Here is a 20707-nt window from a genome sequence, read left to right on the forward strand (position 1 = left end):
GGACCGGTCCTACGGGTTCCTTACTGACGGAGTGTCAGCCACACTGGCGCGATGCTTCCCCGTAGGACTCCGAGCGGAACTCCGAGCAGGGCACCGGGCGGCCGGTGGGGCACCGTGACGTCGGCGTCGGCGGTGTCGGCGGCGGTCGTCTGCCTGGCCTCGGCACTCACGGCGTGCGGCGGGGCCGGTGGCGGCGGCTATACGGCGGTGGGGGCGGCGGGCGGTACGACACCGACGCCGGCCCGGCCGACGGGCTCGGTGACCCTGGTCCCGCTGGACGGAGCGGCCAAGGGGACGGGCGAGGGAACGGGCAACGGTACGGGGGACACGTCCACCGCGGCACAGGGGCCGGCGGTGACGGGCCCTGGCTCCAACCCGCCGTCCACCCCTTCTGGTTCGGCCTCCCCTCCCTCCCGCCGCGACAGCGCTCAGCCACGACCGGGCGACCCCACCACGCCGAACTCACCACACCCCAGCACCACTTCACCCACCACCGCGTCCCCCGCCGCCCTCACCTGGAGCGCCCCCACCCGCGAGGCCACGGACAAGAGATGGTGCGAGAAGGTGACCGTCGCCTTCCGGAACTCCGGTGGCACCGCGGTCCGTTCGGGCTCGGTCACCCTCGGCACGCACATCATCGACCTCCTCGGCATCGACTGGGCGACGATCAGGACGACCGAGTCCCTGCCGGCCCCGATCGCCGCCGACTCCCGCAAGAACGCGACCTGGACGGTCTGTGTGGACGACTGGCGGGTCCCGCTGGGCATGCACATCGAGACCCGGGTCGTGACGGTCGACTGGAGCTGAGCGGGCTTCCGGAACGGTCAGCCGCCGTGGAAGAAGGCCGAGAGCCCCTGGGCCGCTTGTCCGTGCGGGACTTGAAGCGGGGCGGCCCGGTCCTGGGGCCTTTGCGGGTGCCCTTGAGGGAGGCGAAGAAGTTGCGGTACGCCCTCTCCGTGTCCCTGTCCGCTTCGCTTCGGTGACCAGCTTCCGGGACAGTTCCCCTGCTGTCGGGAACGGCCGCCCGGCCTGTCGGGCGTCCTCGCGGGCGCGGACCGCGTCGTTGAACACCATCCGGGCGCACCCGAAAGCCCTGGCCAGCGCGGTGCGCTTTCCGGCATCCGGGTAGAGCCTGAACGCGTACCGGAGCTGCATGCCGATCGCACCAGGCAAGTCGAACCCACGTCGTCACTGGGAACGTGTGAGCGACCCGTCACCGTCACGAAGCAGGGTCCGGCTCCGCCGCAACGCCACCGCAGGATTCGCTTCGCCCCCGGCCTGAAGGCAGGAGCACTGCGAATGACTCCCGGTAGCCGACCACCCCGTCCAGGTCCGGCGGGTAGGCCCGGTCGCCGGACCCCAGTACTCGACGAACACGTCCCGGACGGTGCCGGCGAGGGTGTCCTGGTCGGCGAAGCCGTCCTGTGCCCCGCGCGCCGCCAGCAGGTGCGGGGCGAGGAAGAGAGCGGGGAGCAGGGCCGCGGCGAGGGCGGTGAGCACGGCGAGCATGACAGGTGTACGGCCCGGGACGCGGGCGGCACTGCACGCGGGGCTGTGGGACCGGACAAGGGGCGACCTTCACGGTGAGGCGGGCGTCGGCCCCTCACCCTGCCCCGGCGGCCGGTGCCGGATCACTGGGGCGGACCGGCCTCTTGGGGTGGGGTTCGCGCTACCGCCCCGACCCAGCCATCGTGCCCACGGACACGACGAAAACCCGGGGCGCACAACCCCGGGTTCTTCGTCGGGCACCGGCCCGGACGCCGTAGCAGGCGCCGTATCGCCGGACGCCGTCCTACATGAACGCCAGCCAGGCCACCGCCGCCACCACGACCACCGCGGCGACGACGCCGAGGATCAGGCCGACGCGGGGGCCGGAGGAGGAAGAGTAGGTGGACGTCGTCTGCTGGGAGGTCTGCGGGGCCTCGTCGACGAACGCGCGGAACATCTGGGTGCTGCCTGCGGGGTCGTAGTTGCCCTGGGGGCCCTGGGTGTTAGCCATGGCCCGAGACACTAGCGAATCCGGGGGTGCGGCCCAAGTGGGGGGCCACCCGGGCGGGCAAGCCGCCCCACCTGCGTGTTTACGTTCGCAATACTTGCCTTTGCCAAGTTTTTGTCCCCCAGGCCACCCGCTTGTTTGCCTGCAGCAACCAAACAGTCCTATGGTTGCCCCAAGCAACGAATACGGGAGGTGTGATGGCGGAGCAGGCGCAGTTCGAGGAGCTGGCGCGTCAGCTCAGCGCCGTCGGAGCCGTGAAACGGGACCTCGCGCGGATCCTGCCGCACGAGTGCCCGGCCGGTTCAGCGGCCGTGCTGACACTGCTCGGCCGCCACGGTTCCATGCGCATGAGCAAGCTCGCCGAGCTGCTCGCCGTGGACATGTCCGTGACCAGCCGGCACGTGGCGCACGTCGCCGAGCGCGGCTGGATCGACCGGTCCCCCGACCCCGCGGACAAGCGGTCCCGCATCCTGCACCTCACCCCCGCGGGCGAGGCCACCCTCGAGGACCTGTCCCGGCGCAGCACCGAGCTGCTCACCGAGCGGCTGAGCGACTGGAGCGACGAGGAGGTCGAGCAGCTGATCCGGCTGATGACCCGGCTCCGGGACAGCTTCGGCGGCTGCCGGGCCACGGCACCGCATCCCCGGTCCACCGCCACCGCCAGGACAACGGCATCGGCCACGCCCCCGGGACCGACCCCCGGGACCGCGCAGGCCGCCGTCCCGGCCACGGCCGGCTCCGTCGCCCGCGCCCCCACCCCCGTACTCGAATCCACGACCACCCGTACACCCGCTTGAGACGTAAGAGAAGGAAGCCCATGGCAACAACCACACCAGCCGGTGTGCGGGCCCATGCCAAGCACGGGGGAGGCTCCGTCGAGCAGGCCCCGATGACGCACCGGCAGATCATGGAAGCCATATCCGGGCTGCTGCTCGGTATGTTCGTGGCGATCCTGTCGTCCACCATCGTCACCAACGCCCTGCCGCACATCATCACCGACCTGGGCGGCGGCCAGTCCGCCTACACCTGGGTCGTGACCGCCTCGCTGCTGGCCATGACCGCGACCACCCCGCTGTGGGGCAAGCTCGCCGACCTGTACAGCAAGAAGGCGCTCGTCCAGATCGCCCTCGTCATCTACGTGCTGGGCTCGGCGGCGGCCGGTCTGTCGCAGAACGCCGGCATGCTGATCGCCTGCCGTGTCGTGCAGGGCGTCGGCGTCGGCGGTCTGTCGGCACTCGCCCAGATCGTCATGGCCGCGATGATCTCGCCGCGCGAGCGCGGCCGTTACTCCGGCTATCTCGGCGCCACCTTCGCGGTCGCGACCGTCGGCGGCCCGCTGCTCGGCGGTGTCATCACCGACACGTCGTGGCTGGGCTGGCGCTGGTGCTTCTACGTCGGTGTCCCCTTCGCCGTCATCGCGCTGATCGTGCTGCAGAAGACCCTGCACCTGCCGGTCGTGAAGCGGGACGTCAAGGTCGACTGGGCCGGCGCGTTCTTCGTCGCCGCGGCCGTCTCGCTGCTGCTGGTCTGGGTCACCTTCGCCGGTGACAAGTACGACTGGATCTCGTGGCAGACGTACGCGATGATCGGCGGTTCGATCGTCCTCGCGCTGATCTTCGTGCTCGTCGAGTCGAAGGCCAAGGAACCGATCATCCCGCTGCGGCTCTTCAAGAACCGCACCATCACCCTGGCCTCGCTGGCCTCCCTGTTCGTCGGTGTCGCGATGTTCACCGGCACGGTGTTCTTCAGCCAGTACTTCCAGCTGGCCCGTGACAAGTCCCCGACGATGTCCGGTGTGATGACGATCCCGATGATCGGCGGTCTGTTCATCTCCTCCACCGTCTCCGGCCAGTTCATCACCCGCACAGGGCGCTGGAAGGCCTGGCTGGTCAGCGGTGGCGTGCTGGTGACGGCGGGGCTCGGCCTGCTCGGGACCATCCGGTACGACACGGCGTACTGGAAGATGTCGATCTTCATGGCGCTGCTGGGTCTCGGCATCGGCATGATGATGCAGAACCTGGTGCTCTGCACCCAGAACCAGGTCGCCCCGAGCGACCTCGGCTCGGCCAGCTCCACGGTCACCTTCTTCCGCTCCCTGGGCGGTGCGGTCGGTGTCTCGGCGCTCGGCGCGGTGATGGCCCGCCGGATCACGCACTACGTGACCGAGGGCGCCGCTGCCCTCCCGCACAAGTACCAGGCCGCCCTGGCCGGTTCCGGCTCGTCCGACGACAGCCTCCCGGACCTGGCCAAGCTGCCCGCCCCGCTGCGCACCCTCATGGAGAGCGCCTACGGCCACGCCATCGCCGACGTCTTCCTGATCGCCGGCGGCCTCGCCGCCCTCGCGTTCCTGATCAGCCTGTTCATCAAGGAGGTCCCGCTGAAGACCAAGGGTGGGCTCGCCCAGGCCGCCGAGGCGGAGAACGCCGAGAACACGGAGAGCGCCGAGAACGCCCCGGCCGCCGTCGCCGCCCCGGCCGCCGCTCCCGTCGAGGAGCAGGTCCCCAGCTGGGCCGCCCCCGTCGTGGACAGCGCCACGGAGACCGGCACGGAGGCCACCCGGCAGCTCGCCGCCGTGGCCACCATCGCCGTCCCCGAGCAGTCCACGGGTCCTGGCTCCACCCCGGTGCACGGCTTCGTGCGCGGTGCCGAGAGCGCCCCGGTCGCGCAGGCCGCGGTCACCCTGATCTCGCTCTCCGGCCGCCAGCTGGGTCGCTCGGTCGCGGGCTTCGACGGCGCGTACCGGCTGGACGCGCCCGGCGCGGGCTCGTACGTGCTGATCGCCTCCGCCGACGGCTACCAGCCGCAGGCCTCCACCGTCCTGGTGGGCGAGGACCCGCTGTCGTACGACATCCTGCTCAGCGGCACCAGCGGGCTGAGCGGTGTGGTGCGGGGCGCGGGCAGCGCGCTGCCGGTCAAGGACGCGATGGTGATCGTCACCGACGTGCGCGGTGACCTGCTGGCCACCTCGGTCACCGGTGAGCAGGGCCAGTTCGTCTTCGGCGACCTGGTGCCCGGTGTGGTGACCGTCGCGGTGAACGCGGCCGGGTACCGGCCCCGCGCCCTGCCGGTCGAGATCGGCACCGCCGGGGTCACCCGGATCGAGGTCGACCTGGACGCCGGCGCCCAGCTGCAGGGTGTCGTACGGGCTCCGCACGGTCCGCTGGCCGACGCCCGCGTGACCCTCGTGGACGCGGCGGGCAACGTGGTCGGCACGGCCACCACCGGCGTGGACGGCGCGTACGCCTTCGCCGACCTGGACGGCGGCGACTACACCGTGATCGCGACGGGCTACCCGCCGGTCGCCACGGCCCTGAACGTCACCGGCCCCGGTGTCGACGGCCACGACATCGAACTCGCGCACCCGGGCGAGTAGTTCACACTCCGGCCCGTGGCGGGCGCGCCCACAAGGAGGCGCTCGCCGCGGGCCGGTTCCATACGACCAATTTGTAAGCGTGTGAGTGCATTGTCACTCAAGTGTTCGCAGGGAGAAACGGGATGGGACTGACCGCGAGGATCCGCACCCGGGACGGATGGGCCGTGTCGCACGGGGTCGTCACAGTGACCGACATGACCGGTACGCAGGTGCTGCGCGCCGAGGCCGACGACGAGGGCGCGGTCCGGGACCCGAACCCGCTGACGCCGGGGGCCTACACCGTCATCGTCACGGCCGTGGGCTACGCGCCCGCCGCCTCCAGCGCCATCGTCACCGCGAGCGGCCGTGCCGAGATCGGCACGGTCACGCTGGCGCGGCAGGGCGGTACGGAGCTGCCCCCGCCAGGGCCCTGGACGGTGGACCCGGCGCACTCGACGGTCGGGGCCGTCGCCCAGCACCTGGGCATCTCCAGCGTGCGCGGCCGTTTCACGGACTTCGGCGCCTGGATCGAGATCGCCCCCGACGACGTCACCAAGTCCCGCGTCCAGGCCGTCATCCGGGCCGCCTCCATCGACACGGGCAACGGCATGCGCGACACCCACCTGCGCTCCGCCGACTTCCTGGACGTGGAGAAGCACCCCGAGATCACCTACACCTCCACCGGGCTGACGGTGGCGGGCTCGGACCGCTGGACGGTCCACGGCGAGCTCTCCCTGCACGGGGTGGTACGACCGGTCGACCTCGACCTCGCCTACCTCGGCACCGGCGCCGACCCCTGGGGCGGCACGCGCGCCGCGTTCCGCGCGACGACCGAGCTGCACCGCGAGGACTTCGCGATGAACTACAACCAGGTCGTCCAGGCGGGCATCGCCGCGATCGGCACGACACTGAAGATCGAGCTGGAGGTCCAGGCGGTGCAGGGGGACTCGCTGCCGCAGGCGTGATCGTAGGCCCAGCAGGAACAGGCTGAGCGGGCCGCCCGGCCCTAGGCTGGCGGTATGGCACCGAACATCGCGACGAACACGTCCGTCTCCCTCGACGAGCTGCTGGACTTCGTACGGCCCCGGCACCGCGCGATCCTGCTCACGCGCCGCGCCGACGGGAGCCCGCAGGGGTCGCCGCTGACCTGCGGGGTCGACGACTCCGGGCGGATCGTGGCCTCCACGTACCCCGAGCGGGCGAAGACGCGGAACGCGAAGCGGGACGAGCGGGTGAGCGTGATCGTCCTGAGCGACGACTGGGACGGGCCGTGGGTCCAGATCGACGGGCGGGCGGAGGTGATCGACTCGCCGGAGTCGGTGGAGCCGCTGGTGGAGTACTTCCGGAACATCTCCGGGGAGCATCCCGACTGGGACGAGTACCGGGCGGCGATGGTGAAGCAGGGGAAGTCGATCATCCGGGTCACGCCGGAGCGGTGGGGGCCGGTGGCCACCGGGGGGTTTCCGGCGCGGTTGGCTTCGCCGGGCGCCTAATGGGGTGGGGTGGTGATCGCGCCCACTCGGCGGAGCCGCATATTGATACAGCCCCGCGCCCCTTTCAGGGGCGCTGCACCTTGGCCTCGATTCCAGCGATCAGCAGGTCCAGGGCGAAGGTGAAGTCTCTGTCGAGCATTTCGGCGACGGTGTCGCCGCCGCGGGCCGCCATGAGGTCCCTGGACTCTTCGATGATCTTCGCGGTGTCGGGGGCCTCGGTCACGGCGTCCATCGTGGAATTGAAGTACTCGTCGGGGGTCATGCCGGCCGCGGCCACTCGGGCGGCGAAGTGGCTCTCGATGGTGCCGTAGCCGTACACGAACTGGAAGACGGCCGAGATCGCGCCGGTCACGCCGTGGGCGGGCAGGCCGGCGCGGCGGACGACCTGCTGGACCACGCGCGAGAAGGCCAGCGAGTGCGGGCCGACGTTGAGGTAGCGGCCGGCCAGCGGGGAGAACCAGGGGTGGCGGACCAGCAGGGCCCGGTACTCCGTGGCCAGCGCCCGCAGTTGCTCGCGCCAGTCGCCGGCGACGGCATCGGGCAGGGCCAGTTCGCCGAAGGCCGCGTCGAGGGCGAGTTCGAGCAGGTCGTCCTTGGTGTCGACGTACCAGTACACGGACATGGCCGTCACGTTGAGCTCGGCCGCCAGCCGGCGCATGGAGAACTTGTCGAGCCCGTCGGAGTCGAGGAGCCGGACGGTGGCGGAGGTGATCCGGGCCCGGTCGAGACCGGACGGCTGACCGCCGCGACCGCCCCGGCGCGTCTTCTCCTCAAGCCACACACTGGCCCGCACCATCGCGACCCCTCCTCACCCAACGATCACTTCTCACGATGCTAAAGCTCCAACGCCCCGTCAGGGGCGCGAGGAACTGCGCGACCGGCCACGACGAACCCGCGGTCGCGAACGGACGCATACCCCCACCCCACTAGGCGACATACTTCTCCGCCTTCCTGAGAAGCCCCGCCGCCACGAACCCCCCGGCCACCACCGCGACCGCGCCCACCAGCTGCCCGGCCCCCAGCCCCGCCGACAACGACTTCCCCGAGGCCACCGAGGAGCTCAGGACGGCTCCCAGTACAGCCACGCCCAGCCCGTTTCCGAACTCGGCCAGCGTGCCGTTGATCCCGGCGCCCACCCCCGCCTTCTCCGGAGGAATCGCGCTCATGATGGCGTGCGCCATCGCCGGGTTGGCGATCGCGCACCCCGCGCCGATCAGCAGCAGACCGAGCAGCGTGCCGCCGTAACCGTTCGAGTCCAGTACGGCGATGGACACCAGGCCCAGCGACATCAGCAGCATGCCCAGGGCTATCGCCACCGGCGTGCCGAGGCGTGTCGCCCACTTGGCCGAGAGGCCGGAGAAGTTGAGGACGACGACCGACAGCGCGAGCGGCGCCGTGCGCAGGCCGGCCTCCAACGGGCCGTAGCCGAGGACGAGTTGCAGGTGCTGGGTGAGGAGGAAGAGCGCTCCGCCCATGCCGAAGGTGATGAGGACCGCGCCGGCGACGGCGCCCGTGAAGCGGCGGTCGCGGAAGAAGTGGGGGTCGAGCATGGGGAACGGGATCCGGCTCTCCCAGTACGCGAACGCGCCCAGCGCCAGCACCGCCACCGCCGCCGTGACCAGCACCCGTGCCGACGTCCAGCCGTGTCCCGGGCCCGAGATGATCGCGAAGACCAGCGCGGCCATGCCGATCGTGGAGAGCAGCGCGCCGAGCAGGTCGGGGCGGTCGCCCTGGCCCGGGGGTCCGGGGGTCGTCCCCCGGAAGGGCACAGCCTTGGACTCGGGGACCAGGACCACGACGGCCGCCAGGGCCAGCGCCGCGACCGGGAGGTTGATCAGGAAGATCGCGCCCCACCAGAAGTGGTTGAGCATGAACCCGCCGATCAGCGGACCGGCGGCGAAGCCCAGCGCGTTGACGGCGCTCCAGATGCCGATGGCCTTGGGCTGCTCGTCAGGGGTGAAGATCTGCATCGCCACGGCGAGGGTGGTGGTGAGCAGGAGTGCGCCGCCGACGCCCATGCCGGCCCGTGCCGCGACCAGTTGGCCGGTGGAGTCGGCCAGGCCCGCGGCCAGCGAACCGGCGCCGAACAGGACCAGGCCGGTGATCAGCATCTTCTTGCGGCCGTAGCGGTCGGCCGCGCTGCCCGCCGTGAGCAGCAGACCGGACTGGACGAGCGAGTACGCGTTGATCATCCACTGGATGTCGGCGGTGGCCGCGTGCAGTTCCCGGGTGAGGGAGGGGATGGCCACGTTCAGAACGGTGTTGTCGAGCAGCACGGTGAGCTGCGCGAGACAGACGACGCCGAGGATCAGCCAGCGCTGGGGGTGGCCCTGAGAAGTCATGTTGTACACCGTAGAACATGGATTATACGGTGTACAACGCGGTTTCCGATGGCGTGCGGACTCCGGGGTCGTCAGCGGGTGCCGGGCTCGTGCGGGAGGTCGCCGAGCGGCGCTGCGGGCGAGCGGCGGAACATCGCGCGGTAGTCCCGCGGTCGCCGGCCCGTGTGCCGGGCGAAGACGGCGCTGAACGTGCTCGCGTCGGCGTACCCGAGGTCGGCCGCGATGTGTGCGACCGTGCTGTCGGTCGTCTCCAGCAGATGCCGGGCCCGGCGGACCCGGGCGGACTGCAGGTACGCGAGGGGGCTCTGGCCCGCCTCCTCGCCGAAGCGACGGAGCATCGTCCGCGTGCTCACGTGGAACGCCGCGGCAAGGGCGGAGAGGTCGTAGCGGGACCCCAGATTCCGGTCGAGCCACCGCTTCACACCGCGGGAGAACTCACGGCCCGCGACGGGCAGCAGCGCCGGGTCGACGTACGGGGCCTGGGTGGTACGGGCGTCGTCGACGAGCGCCACACGCGCGGTGCCGCGGGCGACGCCGGGGCCGTCCTGCTCGCGGATGAGCTGGAGCGCGAAGTCGTACATGGCGCTGAAGGCGGCCGTGGTCGTCACCCCGCGGTCGGTGACGACCAGGCGCTCGGGGCACACCTTCACGTCGGGGTACCGGCGGGCGAGGCGGTCCGCGAACAACCAGGCGGTCGTCGCCTCACGTCCGTCGAGCAGGCCGGCCTCGGCAACGAGGAAGGCGCCGACGCAGATCGACACGACGGCGGCTCCGGAGGCGGCCTGCGAGCGGATCGCCGCCACCTCGGGCCGCAGGTCCGCCAGTGCCGCGTCGAGATCGAGCGCGGGCAAGAGTTCGAAGCCCGGCACGACCAGCACGTCCACCGGACGCATGGCCGAGACGCCGACCGTCAGGCCACCGGACATGATCACCCGCCGCCTGGGCGAGACCACGGACACTTCGCACGACGGTCGTGCCACCCCCTGCGCCGCGGCGACGTGACGGGCCATCACCAGCAGGTCCGGGACTCCGAACACCTCCGAGCCGAAACACCCGGGGTAGGCCAGCACTCCCAGTCGCAGTGAACTCATGTGTCCCCCCGGCACGAGCGGGTGGCGATTTCGCCGCAGTATCTGGCGATGCCGCCGTTTCCGGGGGAGACAGTCTCCTGCCACGCTGCGCCTCATGACAACCACGCACCCGCGACACGACGACTCCATGGACGATTCCCTGGACGACTTCTCGCACCGCGTCGTCGACATCGACACGGTCGGAAAGACCGTGCACGTCACCGGGTCGGGGCCGGCCGTCGTCCTGCTGCCCGAGATGCCGGGGATCAGCCCTGACGTCGCCCGCCTGGCGCGCTGGCTGCGCGATGCCGGCTTCCGCGTCTATCTGCCCTCCCTGTTCGGCGTGGACGGCGCCTACCCGACCGCCGACGCGGGCCAGGCCGTCGTGCGGCGCGCCTGCGTCAGCGCCGAGTTCCGCGCGTTCGCCGGCGGCGGCACCAGCCCCGTCGTGGCGTGGCTGCGCGGGCTCGCACGCCTGGCGCACGCGGAGTGCGGCGGCCCGGGCGTCGGCGCGGTCGGGCTGTGCTTCACCGGGAACTTCGCCCTGACCATGACGCTCGAACCCGCCGTCATCGCCCCCGTCGTCAACCATCCCTCACTCCCCCTCGACGACCCGGCAGGCCTGGAGATCGCAGCCGATGACGCCGCCCGCGTGGCCGAGCGCGTCCGACGCGACGGCCTCAAGGTGCTCGCCTACCGCTTCGAGAACGACAGGTGGTGCACCGGCCGACGGTTCGCGGCCTACCGGGCTCTGCTCGGCGACGCGTTCGACGGCCGCGTGCTCGCGGACGAAGCGGCGAACACCGACCCGCCGCCCTTCTTCCGCGACGTCGTCGGCTGCGCCCACAGCGTCACCACGGCCCATCTCGTCGACGAGCAGGGTCACCCGACCACGCGCGCCCGTGACGAGATCATCGCCTTCCTCGCCGAACGGCTGGGGACGGCCACGCCCGGCACCGGAGCCGACGGACCGAACTGACTCGAGCGCCTCGACAGGGTCGGGGCCCACGACGAAGGGCGGTGGCCGAAGCCACCGCCCTTGTGTGTGTCAGCCGAGCGTCAGCTGCTGCTCGCCTTCTGGGTGAGGTCGTAGAAGGTGGACGAACCCACCGTCACCTTCTTGAAGTTCTTCTCGACCCAGGAGCTGATCTGCGAGGACGTGCCGCTGCTGCTGCCGCCCATGCCGCCGCCGGTGCCCGAGGAGATGAAGTAGTGGATCTTGCCGTCCGCCACGTACTCCTTGAACTGGGCAAGCGTCGGGGACGGGTCGGTGCCGTTGAAGCCGCCGATCGCCATGACCGCGTCGTCGGTGGCGAGCTGGTAGCTCGCCGCGTTCTGGGCGCCGATGGCCGCGGCGACCCAGGTGTACTTGGACGCGTCCGTCTGCAGCAGCTTCTTGGCCTCGGAGGAGACGGTCGCGCCGTTCAGCAGGCCGCCGACGCCACCGCCGCCCATGCCGCCGCCGTCGCCCAGCTGCCCGCCGCCCGGGAAGCCGTTCCCGTTCTGCGTGCTGCCGTTGCCGTTCTGGCCCTGGCCGTTCTGACCCTGCTGGTTCTGGCCGAAGCCGCCGCCCGTGCCACCGCCGGGGAAGCCGTTGCCGTTCTGCTGGTTCTGGGTGCCGCCGGTGCCGTTCTGGCCCTGCTGGTTCTGGCCGAAGCCGCCGCCGGTGCCGCCGCCCATGCCACCGGGCATACCGCCACCGCCGCCGCCCCGGCCGCCGCCGAAGCCCATCATGCTCGCGCCCGCCGGACCGGCCGTCGGAATGGAGCCGGTGTGCGCGGAGCCGATCGTGCTGAAGGTGTAGGCCGTCGGGCCCGCCAGCGCGGCCACCAGGCCCACCGCCGCCGCGCCCAGGGCGAGCCGGCGGCTGATCCGGCCCGCGAAGACCAGGCCGAGCGCGGCGGCCAGACCGCCGATCAGGACCAGGTACTTCAGCCAGGGCAGGTAGGTGGAGGTGCGGTTGAGGAGGACGTAGCCCCAGACCGCGGCCGAGACCACGGCGGCGGCGAGGGTGATCGACGCCCACAGCTCGGCGCGCTTCTCCCACAGGATCCCCGCGCCCATGCCGACCACGGCGGCGATGTAGGGGGCGAGGGCGACCGTGTAGTACTGGTGGAAGATGCCCGCCATGTAGCTGAAGACCACCATGGTCGTCAGCAGCGAGCCGCCCCAGACCAGGAACGAGGCCCGGGTCACCGAGGTCCGCTTCAGCATGGGGGTCCCCCCGCTCGAGCGAAGCCGAGAGTGGGGGAGGGTCGCCACCAGGCCCGCGACCAGCAGGATCAGCGCGGCCGGGATCAGCCAGGAGATCTGGCTGCCGATCTCGGAGTTGAACATCCGGTCCCAGCCGGTCTCGCCCCACTGGCCGGTTCCGGTGCCGCCGCCACCGCCGCCGACGCTGCCGGTCTCGTCGCCGCTGAGGCGGCCGAGGCCGTTGTAGCCGAAGGTCAGCTCAAGGAAGCTGTTGTTCTGCGAACCGCCGATGTAGGGGCGGGAGGAGGCCGGCCACAGTTCGACGATCGCGACCCACCAGCCGGCGGAGACGACCAGCGCGACCGTGGACAGGGCGAGCTGGGCGAAGCGCTTCCTCACGCTCACCGGTGCGACCACCGCGTACACGATGGCCAGCGGCGGCAGGATCAGGAAGGCCTGCAGGGTCTTGGCGAGGAAGGCGAAACCGACCGCCGCGCCCGCCCACACCAGCCACTTCGTACGGCCGTCCTCGACGGCCCGGACCACGAAGTAGCAGGCCAGCGACATCAGCAGGGCCAGCATCGCGTCCGGGTTGTTGAACCGGAACATCAGCGCCGCGACGGGGGTGAGCGCGAGCACGGCGCCCGCGATCAGGCCGGCCGCGGGACTGAACCGGCGGCGCACGGAGGCGTAGACGACCGCGACCGAGGCGACGCCCATCAGGACCTCGGGGCCGAGGATCGTCCAGGAGTTCAGGCCGAAGATCCGGGCCGCGATCTCCATCGGCCACAGGAACGCCGAGGGCTTGTCGACGGTGATCGCGTTGCCCGCGTCCAGCGAGCCGAAGAACATCGCCTTCCAGCTCTTGGTGCCGGCCTGGACGGCGGCCGAGTAGAAGGAGTTGGAGTAGCCGTTGACGCTCAGGTTGTAGAAGTAGAGCAGTGCGGTGGCGAGCAGCAGGCCGAGGAAGGCCGGGCGGGCCCAGCGGGGGTCCTCGGGGCGGCCGCGCCACAGTCTCCGTACGAAGGGCTGCTTGGGTTCACCCGAGTCCGGCGCCGGCATCGGCACGGACACGGACGGGACGTCGGGGACGTCCGGCGCGTGGTGCGGCGGCGGGGGAGCCGTGGGGGGCGGGCCCCACTGGGCCGTGTGGTCGGTGTCGGTGCTCATCGGGGGTCCCCCGGGTCGGTGTCGTGGGGGCGCACCGGCTGCAACTGCATGGTGCTGTCCCTCCAGGTGCCGTCCGCGGCTTCGCCGGCGCGGAACTGAGTCGTGGTGGTGGAGCCGCTCTGGGCGTACGGCGGGCGCGCCGGGCGCTGCGGGAGCGGGCCCTGCGGCTGGTACGGCTGCTGCTGGTACTGCTGCTGGTATCCGCCGGTCGTGTAGGTCGGCGACGACGGGCTGTGCGTGGCCACCACCGTCGACTCCGGCCGGCCGGCGCCGTCGCGGTCCGGGAAGACCCAGGCGCGGAAGAGCAGGAAGCGCAGCACGGTCGCCGCGAGGTTGGCGGCGATCAGCACCGCCAGCTCGGTGGAGTGCGAGGGGTCACTGCTCGCCGCGTTCAGGGCGGCGAGGGAGCCACTGGTCAGCGCGAGGCCGATACCGAAGACGACCAGTCCCTGCGCCTGGTGCCGGACCGCCCCGCCCCGGCCGCGCACCCCGAAGGTCAGGCGCCGGTTGGCCGCGGTGTTCGCCACCGCCGACACCAGCAGCGCGAGCGCGTTGGCGATCTGCGAGCCGGAGAAGGACCGGAAGGCGCTGTAGAGGACCAGGTAGAAGAGGGTCGACAGGCCGCCGACCACGCAGAACCCGACGAGCTGCTGGGCCAGGCCCTTCGGCACGTCCTGGATGTCGCGGTCGCGGGGGTCGTCACCGAACGGGCGGGCGATCCGGTCCAGCGGCAGCGAACCGGTGGCCAGCGCCTTGCCGACCCGCCACACGCCCTTGAGGTCCTCGGTGGCCGTCTTCACGATGTGCACGGTCGAGTTCGGGTCGTCGACCCAGTCGACGGGCACCTCGTGGATGCGCAGCCCCGCACGCTCGGCGATCACCAGCATCTCGGTGTCGAAGAACCAGCCGGTGTCCTCGACCATCGGCAGCAGCACCTGCGCGACATCGCGCCGGATCGCCTTGAAGCCGCACTGCGCGTCCGAGAAGCGGGCCTGCAGCGAACCGCGCAGGATCAGGTTGTACGAGCGGCTGATGAACTCCCGCTTGGCCCCGCGCACCACGCGCGAGGAGCGGGCCAGCCGGGAACCGATCGCCAGGTCGGAGTGGCCGGAGATGAGCGGCGCCACCAGCGGCAGCAGCGCGTTCAGGTCGGTCGACAGGTCCACGTCCATGTAGGCGAGGATCGGCGCGTCCGAGGCGGACCAGACGGTCCGCAGCGCCCGGCCGCGGCCCTTCTGCTCCAGCCGGAACGACGTGACCTCGGCCAGATCCGTCTCAAGCTGCCGCGCCACCTGGGGGGTGGTGTCCGTGGACGCGTTGTCCGCGATGGTGATGCGGAAGGCGTACGGGAAGGTGCGCTTGAGGTGGTCATGCAGTCTGACGACGCATGGGCCGAGGTCCTTCTCCTCGTTGTAGACGGGGATCACTACGTCCAGGACAGGCGTACCGGCGTTTCCGGCCGGGAGGTGCTCCCGCGCCGGCAGGGTGCCGGGAGAAGAGTCGGTTCGCATGGCACCGACTCTCGTCAAGCGCCCTGTTGCACCCATGTGGTGGCACTGTGGTGCGCCTGTGAGTGCGATTGCCAGTTGGTTTCGGGGTCCGGCTGGGGAGTCGCCGGGGCAAGCGCGGGCAGATAGAGGGTGAACACGGTACGGCCCGGAACACTGTCCACGGTGACCGCTCCGCCGTGCGCGGACGCGACCGCCTGCACGATGGCGAGCCCCAGACCGGTGGACCCGGTGGACCGCGACCGCGCGGAGTCGCCCCGGGCGAACCGCTCGAAGACGTGCGGCAGCAGGTCCTGCGGGATGCCCTGTCCGTTGTCCTCGACGTCCACGCACATCCACGGCCCGCGCCGCTGGATACGGGCGGTGACGGTGGTGCCGGGCGGGGTGTGCTTGCGCGCGTTGCCGAGCAGGTTGATCAGCACCTGCTGGATACGGGCCGCGTCGGCGGCGACCAGCGCCGGTTCGTCGGGCAGGTCGAGCCGCCAGTTGTGGTCCATGCCGGCCGCGCGGGTGTCGCTGATCGTGTCGACGACGAGCGGGATGAGGTCGGTGTGCTCGAACTGGAGCGGCCGGCCGGCGTCCAGCCGGGCCAGCAGCAGCAGGTCCTCCACGAGGAGGGTCATCCGCCCGGCCTCGGACTCGATCCGGCCCAGCGCGTGCCGGGTGTCGGGCCCGACCTGCTCCCGTCCGCGCCGGGTGAGCTCGGCGTATCCGCGAATGGAGGCGAGCGGGGTGCGCAGCTCGTGACTGGCGTCGGCGACGAACTGCCGTACCCGCATCTCGCTCTGCTGGCGGGCGTGCAGGGCGCCGTGCACGTGGTTGAGCATGCGGTTGAGCGCGGAGCCGACCTGGCCGACCTCGGTGTGCGGGTCGCACTCCGACTCCGGGACCCGCTCGCTGAGGTTCACCTCGCCGGTGTGCAGGGGGAGTTCGGAGACGCGGGTGGCGGTGTTGGCGACCCGGCGCAGCGGGCGGGTGGCGACGCCGACGATGACGGTGCCGGCGAGGGTCGCGGCGATCAGGCCGGAGACGGTGAGGCTGATCTCGACGAGGACCAGGGTGCCGATGGTGCCGTCCACGTCGGAGGTGGGGATGCCTACGTAGTAGTCGCCCTTGTTGCCGTGGATGTACTGCACCTGGTAGCTGCCGAGACCGGGGATGGTGACGGTGTGCGGCTTCTGGTCCTGGGCGACGGAGCCGAGCACCTTGATCTGGGCCTCGCTGAGGTTGCCGGGCTTCATCTGCGTGTAGCCGGCGGAGTTGTCCTTGTTACCGACCTTGGCGTTGGTGATCGACCCGTTCTCGACCTGGGCCGCGAGGGTCCGCTGCGGGTTGGGTCCCTGCTTGACGAAGTCCCCGAGCTGGGTCGACTGGTCCAGGCCGGGCACCTTGTTGGAGGGCAGGCTGCCCCTGCCGTCGGGTCCGCCGGCGGGTCCGCCGGCGACGCGCGCGGCGACCTCCCGCAGGTTGCTGTTCAGCTGCCCGTACAGGTGGTCCCGCAGCACCAGGGTGGTGACCGTCCCGATCACCGTGCAGACGACGGCGATCAGGGTCACGGACACGACGACGAGCCGGGTCCGCAGGCTGCGCGGTTTCCCCGCTAGTCGTTTCTGCGCACGCGGCCGTCGTCGCCCGCTCATGACGCGGCGGGCTTGATCAGGTAACCGGCACCACGCCGGGTGTGGATCATCGGCTCGCGCCCGGCGTCGATCTTCCGGCGCAGGTACGAGATGTAGAGCTCGACCACGTTGGCCTGGCCGCCGAAGTCGTACGACCACACCCGGTCCAGTATCTGGGCCTTGCTGAGCACGCGCCGCGGGTTGCGCATCAGGAACCGCAGCAGCTCGAACTCGGTGGCGGTGAGGTGGATGGACTCGCCGGCCCGGGAGACCTCGTGGCTGTCCTCGTCCAGGGTGAGGTCACCTACGACGAGGACGGAGTCGGAGCGGCGGTCGGCGGCACCGGAGCGCCGGATCAGCCCGCGCAGCCGCGCCACGACCTCTTCGAGGCTGAAGGGCTTGGTGACGTAGTCGTCGCCGCCGGCGGTGAGACCGGCGATCCGGTCCTCGACCGCGTCCTTCGCGGTGAGGAACAGGACGGGCACCTCGGGCAGTTCGCGCCGCAGACGCCCCAGCACGGTGAGGCCGTCCATGTCGGGCAGCATCATGTCGAGGACGACGGCGTCGGGCCGGAACTCCCGGGCGGTCTGGATGGCGCCCTGGCCGTCGCCCGCACTCCTGATCTGCCAGCCCTCGTAGCGGAGGGCCATGGACAGGAGTTCGGTGATCGACAGCTCGTCGTCCACCACAAGCACTCGGACGGGGCTCCCGTCCGGCCTCAGCAGTTCGGTGCGCCCCTGGGGCGAGGTCGTGGTCATGGTGGACACCTTGTCGGGGTCCTCTGAGAACACGCTTTCACTAATCTGTGATTTCCCTAAGAAACACACAGGCGCCTCTCAGGGAACGCCTGGGAATCCCATCACGTGCGCATGAACTCGTGGCTCCGCTCGCGCCGGGCTGTGTAGATCTTGTACGTCCGCAACGCGCGCCGCGCCGTCCATGAAACGCCGATGAACCACTGATGAGAGCGTAGCGACCCGGAGCGGGTCCCGCGCGGCGAGAGCGCGGACCCTGGCCGGGGCTCAGAAGAGCCCGTCCTGCGGAGTCTCGAACTCCCTTACAGGCACATTCAGTTGCCCCTCCTCGCCACTCCCCGCGGCAACCAGTTCCCACCCTGGCAGCAGACGCGTGTCGAGGACCACGACCCCGCGCCGGGTGGCGAGATGCAGATCCGGCCCGGCCGCCGCGACCAGCTCACCGCTCACCACACCGCCCGGGACCAGCCCGGCCACCTCGCCGACGGCGGCGGGGGTCCCGTCCAGCCCGAACAGCCCCACATGGTCGACGGGTTGGCACGGCTCCGGGACGAGCGACTCGGGCCAGCCACCGAGGGTGACAGCAAGCGCCTGCAGTTCGCGGACCTCAGCCGCCCGCTCGGCCGGGGTGGCCGGCAGCGCGGACCGTACGAGGCGCTTTTGGCCGTACGGAATCCGGTCCGGCACCCCGAGCGCGGCCCGCAGCAGCTCCTCGGCCCGCCGCGCGGCCATCAGCGGCCCGGCGCCCAGCCAGCTGAAGCAGACGGCGCCCTGCTCCCGCAGCCGCGCCGGTCCCCGCTCGACGGCGGTGATCCCCACCTTGACCATGCCGGGACCGAACCACGCCAGGTACACGTGGTACGGCCGGGGGTCGTCGGCCATCGTGTCGGCGGCCACGGAGTGCGCCCGGTCCAGCCGGGCACACTCCTCGCACCGGGCTCCGGTACTCCTGCCGGACACGGGCGCCCGCGCCGGGCACGCATGCCCCCGCGCCCCCACACACTCCCGCACACCCCCCTCCACGACCACGAAGCCCACCCGCTTCCCCCACCCGAGCGCACTCCGCCGCCCACCACTCCACACCAGCACCGGCCCGTCGTCCGACCACCGCAGCCCCGAGCATTTCCACACGTGTGCCATCACTGGCGAGGGTAGGGGCGGGGACTGACAACGGGTGGGGGGACTCGGGTGAGGGGGGCGGACTTGCGTGGCAGGGGCGGCGGGATCCCGCGCGGCTTCGGATCAGCTGCCGGCCTCTGCTGTGGCTGGTTGCTCCGCGTCTCCCGTGGCGGGTGCCGGTTGGAGGGCGGAGGAGGGGTGGCGGCCCCGTCCGGCGAGGCGGCAGGAGACGCAGCCGGGGTGGCCGTCGCGGGCGGCGGTGTCGCGGACGCCCAGGGGCCACTGGCTCCGGGGGCGCGGGCCCGGCGGCTTGCCCCGCCCCGCCAGATGCAGGTACCAGGTGACCAGGACGCTCACGGCGCACACCGCGAGCCCTGCGACCAGGGCGGGGACCGAGACCGTACACACGGCCAGTCCCAGCAGACCGCTTCCGACGGTCGCGATCGCGGTGCCGGTCCACCCCGCCACCGTGTGGCCTTCGTCGTGCTGACTCACGTACCCGCCTCCCTCTCCTAGGCAGCGGAAACACACAGGCCGACGCGAGGGCGACTAGAATCCCTCACGGGGTAAGAAATTTACCGCGTAGATCTCTCACACGCTAAGGGAATCTGCGGATCTCCGAGGAATCGGGAACGACCATGCACGGCAAGCCGCGACCGGCCGCGGACCCGGCCAGGGCCCTGTCCGCGATGGACCACCTCATCGCGGCCCATGTCATCGGCCAGCAGGAACTGGCCCGGCGGCTCGGACTGAACGTCACGGACCTCACCTGCTTCGCCTTCGTCCTGGAAGCGGGCGATAACCTGCTCACCGCCGGCGACCTCGCCGCCCGCGCCCATGTGACGACGGGCGCGATGACGGGCATCCTCAACCGCCTGGAACGCGCGGACTACGTCACCCGCCGCCCCGACCCCGCCGACCGCCGCCGGGTCCGCGTCGCCGCGGTGCCGGAAGCCGTCACCCGGGTCGAGGCGGTCTACGCCGGCCACTACGCACGCCTCACCGAACTGTTCGCCGACTACACCCCCGACGAACTCGCCATCCTCACGGACTGGTTCACCCGGGCCACCGCCCTGGCGCACGACTACCTGGAGAAGCTCAACAGGAACGACACAGCGGAGCCCTGCTGAGGCTGCCGCCGGACACACAGGGCGCGCCGGGCACCGGCTCATCGGGGCCCGCCGCCCGACCGGTGTTCGCGCAGCCACTGCGCCGCGTACGCCACCGCGGGCGCGAGGCCGAACAACAGGCAGTCGGCGGCCCCCACCCGCCCCCGGATCACCGGACGCTCCGGCAGCGACGCGTAGGACTCACCCAGCGCCGCGAAGTCCGATGCGTCGAAGTCCACATCGCGGTAGCGGTGCCAGCGCCGCCTTCCCGAGCCGTCGGCGACCGCACAGCCGTAGCGCCGGGTGCCCTGCCCCGGCACCCGGTACTCGGCCAGGTGGAAGGCGGTGCAGACGGAGTAGCCCACGCCCAGCAGCAGGACACGGGCGTCCAGTTCCTCCAGGCGGGCGAGAGGCGACTCCTCGCCCAGGTGACAGTCCAGGGCGTGCCCGGCGATGATCCGCTCGGCGGCCGGCCCCAGGGCGGCGAACGAACTCTGCGGGTGACCGCTGCGCAGCGCCCCCGGGCGGGTGCGGACCTCCTCGGGCAGGACGCCGACCCGGAAACTCGGGGTCCGCTCGGGGTCGTAGGCGGGCAGGGTCGCGCGCAGCCGGGGCCACTGCCTGGCCGGCACGGCGTACCCGCGGGTGACGGGCCAGCGGGAGGGGTCGGAGTTGTCGGGCGTCTGGGTGTAGACGACGAGGGTGCCGTCCGGGCCGAGCACCTCCAGCAGGGAGTCGGCGACGGCCCGCGCCCGCCCGCGCACCGGACCGACGGCGCCCAGCGACGCGTGCACCAGCACGGTGTCCCCCGACCCGATCCCCAACGCGCGCAGCTGCGCCACGAGTTCGTCGGGGCCGAGCGGAGCGGGCGAGGCGCCGGGAGAGGCGACGCCGGCGGTCATCGCGTGGCTTCCGGTAGGACGGTGGCACGGTGGTGCACCCACACATGGCTGAGCAGAACAGGCCCCCTGCGACGTGGCA

19 protein-coding genes and 1 pseudogene are annotated in these 20707 nt (G+C 71.6%); 7 read left to right on the forward strand and 13 right to left on the reverse strand.

All coding sequences use genetic code 11. From position 1 onward, the window contains the following. Positions 1 to 114: 114 nt before the first annotated feature. Positions 115 to 807: a hypothetical protein gene (locus tag ACFZDK_RS47405; RefSeq protein ID WP_390983166.1), complete on the forward strand. Its 693-nt coding sequence runs from the start codon at positions 115 to 117 to the stop codon at positions 805 to 807. Between the two features lie 52 nt (positions 808 to 859). Here the strand turns inward: ACFZDK_RS47405 and ACFZDK_RS47410 are convergent. From ACFZDK_RS47410 to ACFZDK_RS47420, 3 genes and pseudogenes are all read right to left on the reverse strand, one after another. Then, positions 860 to 1155, reverse strand: a pseudogene (locus ACFZDK_RS47410) (helix-turn-helix domain-containing protein); the annotation flags it as partial. Positions 1156 to 1188: 33 nt separating this feature from the next. Then, entirely contained in the window at positions 1189 to 1509 is a 321-nt protein-coding gene (locus ACFZDK_RS47415) for a hypothetical protein (RefSeq protein WP_390983169.1), read from the reverse strand. 283 nt (positions 1510 to 1792) lie between these two features. Beyond that, positions 1793 to 1999, reverse strand: a complete 207-nt coding sequence (locus ACFZDK_RS47420; protein ID WP_390983172.1) for a hypothetical protein — start codon at positions 1997 to 1999, stop codon at positions 1793 to 1795. 194 nt (positions 2000 to 2193) lie between these two features. Between ACFZDK_RS47420 and ACFZDK_RS47425 the strand changes: the two genes are divergently transcribed. The 4 genes from ACFZDK_RS47425 to ACFZDK_RS47440 all read left to right on the forward strand — a co-directional run bounded on the left by ACFZDK_RS47425 (position 2194) and on the right by ACFZDK_RS47440 (position 6841). After that, the gene (locus ACFZDK_RS47425; RefSeq protein ID WP_390983175.1) at positions 2194 to 2793 is read left to right on the forward strand and encodes a MarR family transcriptional regulator; all 600 of its coding nucleotides are present in this window, start codon (positions 2194 to 2196) and stop codon (positions 2791 to 2793) included. Positions 2794 to 2813: 20 nt separating this feature from the next. Then, positions 2814 to 5369: an MFS transporter gene (locus ACFZDK_RS47430; protein ID WP_390983178.1), complete on the forward strand. Its 2556-nt coding sequence runs from the start codon at positions 2814 to 2816 to the stop codon at positions 5367 to 5369. A 122-nt stretch (positions 5370 to 5491) separates the two neighbouring features. Next, positions 5492 to 6313, forward strand: coding sequence for a YceI family protein (locus ACFZDK_RS47435; protein WP_390983181.1), 822 nt, complete (start codon positions 5492 to 5494; stop codon positions 6311 to 6313). Positions 6314 to 6367: 54 nt separating this feature from the next. After that, complete coding sequence (locus tag ACFZDK_RS47440; RefSeq protein WP_390983184.1) at positions 6368 to 6841, forward strand: TIGR03618 family F420-dependent PPOX class oxidoreductase; 474 nt, start codon at positions 6368 to 6370, stop codon at positions 6839 to 6841. Between the two features lie 64 nt (positions 6842 to 6905). Here ACFZDK_RS47440 and ACFZDK_RS47445 read toward each other — a convergent pair whose 3' ends face one another. The 3 genes from ACFZDK_RS47445 to ACFZDK_RS47455 form a co-directional block, all read right to left on the reverse strand. Then, positions 6906 to 7637 (reverse strand): TetR/AcrR family transcriptional regulator C-terminal domain-containing protein, encoded by a 732-nt coding sequence (locus tag ACFZDK_RS47445; protein WP_390983187.1) that lies wholly within the window; start codon positions 7635 to 7637, stop codon positions 6906 to 6908. Positions 7638 to 7767: 130 nt separating this feature from the next. Next, positions 7768 to 9183 (reverse strand): MFS transporter, encoded by a 1416-nt coding sequence (locus ACFZDK_RS47450; RefSeq protein WP_390983189.1) that lies wholly within the window; start codon positions 9181 to 9183, stop codon positions 7768 to 7770. Positions 9184 to 9254: 71 nt separating this feature from the next. Continuing rightward, positions 9255 to 10274 carry a helix-turn-helix domain-containing protein gene (locus tag ACFZDK_RS47455; protein ID WP_390983192.1) on the reverse strand — a complete coding sequence of 340 codons (1020 nt, stop codon included), beginning with the start codon at positions 10272 to 10274 and terminating at the stop codon, positions 9255 to 9257. Positions 10275 to 10368: 94 nt separating this feature from the next. Here ACFZDK_RS47455 and ACFZDK_RS47460 point away from each other — a divergent pair, with 94 nt between their 5' ends. Next, complete coding sequence (locus tag ACFZDK_RS47460; RefSeq protein WP_390983195.1) at positions 10369 to 11232, forward strand: dienelactone hydrolase family protein; 864 nt, start codon at positions 10369 to 10371, stop codon at positions 11230 to 11232. A gap of 80 nt (positions 11233 to 11312) precedes the next feature. Here ACFZDK_RS47460 and ACFZDK_RS47465 read toward each other — a convergent pair whose 3' ends face one another. From ACFZDK_RS47465 to ACFZDK_RS47490, 6 genes are all read right to left on the reverse strand, one after another. Next, entirely contained in the window at positions 11313 to 13616 is a 2304-nt protein-coding gene (locus tag ACFZDK_RS47465; protein WP_390983197.1) for a glycosyltransferase family 39 protein, read from the reverse strand. After that, a complete protein-coding gene (locus ACFZDK_RS47470) occupies positions 13613 to 15127 on the reverse strand; it encodes a glycosyltransferase (RefSeq protein ID WP_390983200.1) in 1515 nt (504 codons plus the stop codon). Before ACFZDK_RS47470 ends, ACFZDK_RS47465 begins: the two co-directional genes overlap by 4 nt. 14 nt (positions 15128 to 15141) lie before the next feature. Beyond that, positions 15142 to 16764, reverse strand: coding sequence for an ATP-binding protein (locus ACFZDK_RS47475; protein WP_390983203.1), 1623 nt, complete (start codon positions 16762 to 16764; stop codon positions 15142 to 15144). After that, the gene (locus ACFZDK_RS47480) at positions 16761 to 17501 is read right to left on the reverse strand and encodes a response regulator transcription factor (RefSeq protein ID WP_355713316.1); all 741 of its coding nucleotides are present in this window, start codon (positions 17499 to 17501) and stop codon (positions 16761 to 16763) included. Before ACFZDK_RS47480 ends, ACFZDK_RS47475 begins: the two co-directional genes overlap by 4 nt. Positions 17502 to 17765: 264 nt before the next feature. Then, positions 17766 to 18638 (reverse strand): DUF2797 domain-containing protein, encoded by an 873-nt coding sequence (locus tag ACFZDK_RS47485; protein WP_390983206.1) that lies wholly within the window; start codon positions 18636 to 18638, stop codon positions 17766 to 17768. Positions 18639 to 18740: 102 nt separating this feature from the next. After that, positions 18741 to 19112: an HGxxPAAW family protein gene (locus ACFZDK_RS47490; RefSeq protein ID WP_390983209.1), complete on the reverse strand. Its 372-nt coding sequence runs from the start codon at positions 19110 to 19112 to the stop codon at positions 18741 to 18743. Between the two features lie 143 nt (positions 19113 to 19255). Between ACFZDK_RS47490 and ACFZDK_RS47495 the strand changes: the two genes are divergently transcribed. Beyond that, complete coding sequence (locus ACFZDK_RS47495) at positions 19256 to 19747, forward strand: MarR family transcriptional regulator (protein ID WP_390983212.1); 492 nt, start codon at positions 19256 to 19258, stop codon at positions 19745 to 19747. Positions 19748 to 19785: 38 nt separating this feature from the next. Here ACFZDK_RS47495 and ACFZDK_RS47500 read toward each other — a convergent pair whose 3' ends face one another. Further along, positions 19786 to 20628 (reverse strand): AAC(3) family N-acetyltransferase, encoded by an 843-nt coding sequence (locus tag ACFZDK_RS47500; protein ID WP_390983215.1) that lies wholly within the window; start codon positions 20626 to 20628, stop codon positions 19786 to 19788. Positions 20629 to 20707: the final 79 nt, after the last annotated feature.

Source organism: Streptomyces sp. NPDC007901, from assembly GCF_042959465.1.
Taxonomy (GTDB): Bacteria; Actinomycetota; Actinomycetes; order Streptomycetales; family Streptomycetaceae; genus Streptomyces.

What these genes read in the sequence shown, in the direction of transcription:
- ACFZDK_RS47415 (WP_390983169.1), bottom strand. Translation starts at nt 1,509, where the DNA reads ATGCTCGCCGTGCTCACCGCCCTCGCCGCGGCCCTGCTCCCCGCTCTC.
- ACFZDK_RS47420 (WP_390983172.1), bottom strand. Translation starts at nt 1,999, where the DNA reads ATGGCTAACACCCAGGGCCCCCAGGGCAACTACGACCCCGCAGGCAGC.
- ACFZDK_RS47425 (WP_390983175.1), top strand. Translation starts at nt 2,194, where the DNA reads ATGGCGGAGCAGGCGCAGTTCGAGGAGCTGGCGCGTCAGCTCAGCGCC.
- ACFZDK_RS47430 (WP_390983178.1), top strand. Translation starts at nt 2,814, where the DNA reads ATGGCAACAACCACACCAGCCGGTGTGCGGGCCCATGCCAAGCACGGG.
- ACFZDK_RS47435 (WP_390983181.1), top strand. Translation starts at nt 5,492, where the DNA reads ATGGGACTGACCGCGAGGATCCGCACCCGGGACGGATGGGCCGTGTCG.
- ACFZDK_RS47440 (WP_390983184.1), top strand. Translation starts at nt 6,368, where the DNA reads ATGGCACCGAACATCGCGACGAACACGTCCGTCTCCCTCGACGAGCTG.
- ACFZDK_RS47445 (WP_390983187.1), bottom strand. Translation starts at nt 7,637, where the DNA reads ATGGTGCGGGCCAGTGTGTGGCTTGAGGAGAAGACGCGCCGGGGCGGT.
- ACFZDK_RS47450 (WP_390983189.1), bottom strand. Translation starts at nt 9,183, where the DNA reads ATGACTTCTCAGGGCCACCCCCAGCGCTGGCTGATCCTCGGCGTCGTC.
- ACFZDK_RS47455 (WP_390983192.1), bottom strand. Translation starts at nt 10,274, where the DNA reads ATGAGTTCACTGCGACTGGGAGTGCTGGCCTACCCCGGGTGTTTCGGC.
- ACFZDK_RS47460 (WP_390983195.1), top strand. Translation starts at nt 10,369, where the DNA reads ATGACAACCACGCACCCGCGACACGACGACTCCATGGACGATTCCCTG.
- ACFZDK_RS47465 (WP_390983197.1), bottom strand. Translation starts at nt 13,616, where the DNA reads ATGAGCACCGACACCGACCACACGGCCCAGTGGGGCCCGCCCCCCACG.
- ACFZDK_RS47470 (WP_390983200.1), bottom strand. Translation starts at nt 15,127, where the DNA reads ATGCGAACCGACTCTTCTCCCGGCACCCTGCCGGCGCGGGAGCACCTC.
- ACFZDK_RS47475 (WP_390983203.1), bottom strand. Translation starts at nt 16,764, where the DNA reads ATGAGCGGGCGACGACGGCCGCGTGCGCAGAAACGACTAGCGGGGAAA.
- ACFZDK_RS47480 (WP_355713316.1), bottom strand. Translation starts at nt 17,501, where the DNA reads ATGACCACGACCTCGCCCCAGGGGCGCACCGAACTGCTGAGGCCGGAC.
- ACFZDK_RS47485 (WP_390983206.1), bottom strand. Translation starts at nt 18,638, where the DNA reads ATGGCACACGTGTGGAAATGCTCGGGGCTGCGGTGGTCGGACGACGGG.
- ACFZDK_RS47495 (WP_390983212.1), top strand. Translation starts at nt 19,256, where the DNA reads ATGCACGGCAAGCCGCGACCGGCCGCGGACCCGGCCAGGGCCCTGTCC.
- ACFZDK_RS47500 (WP_390983215.1), bottom strand. Translation starts at nt 20,628, where the DNA reads ATGACCGCCGGCGTCGCCTCTCCCGGCGCCTCGCCCGCTCCGCTCGGC.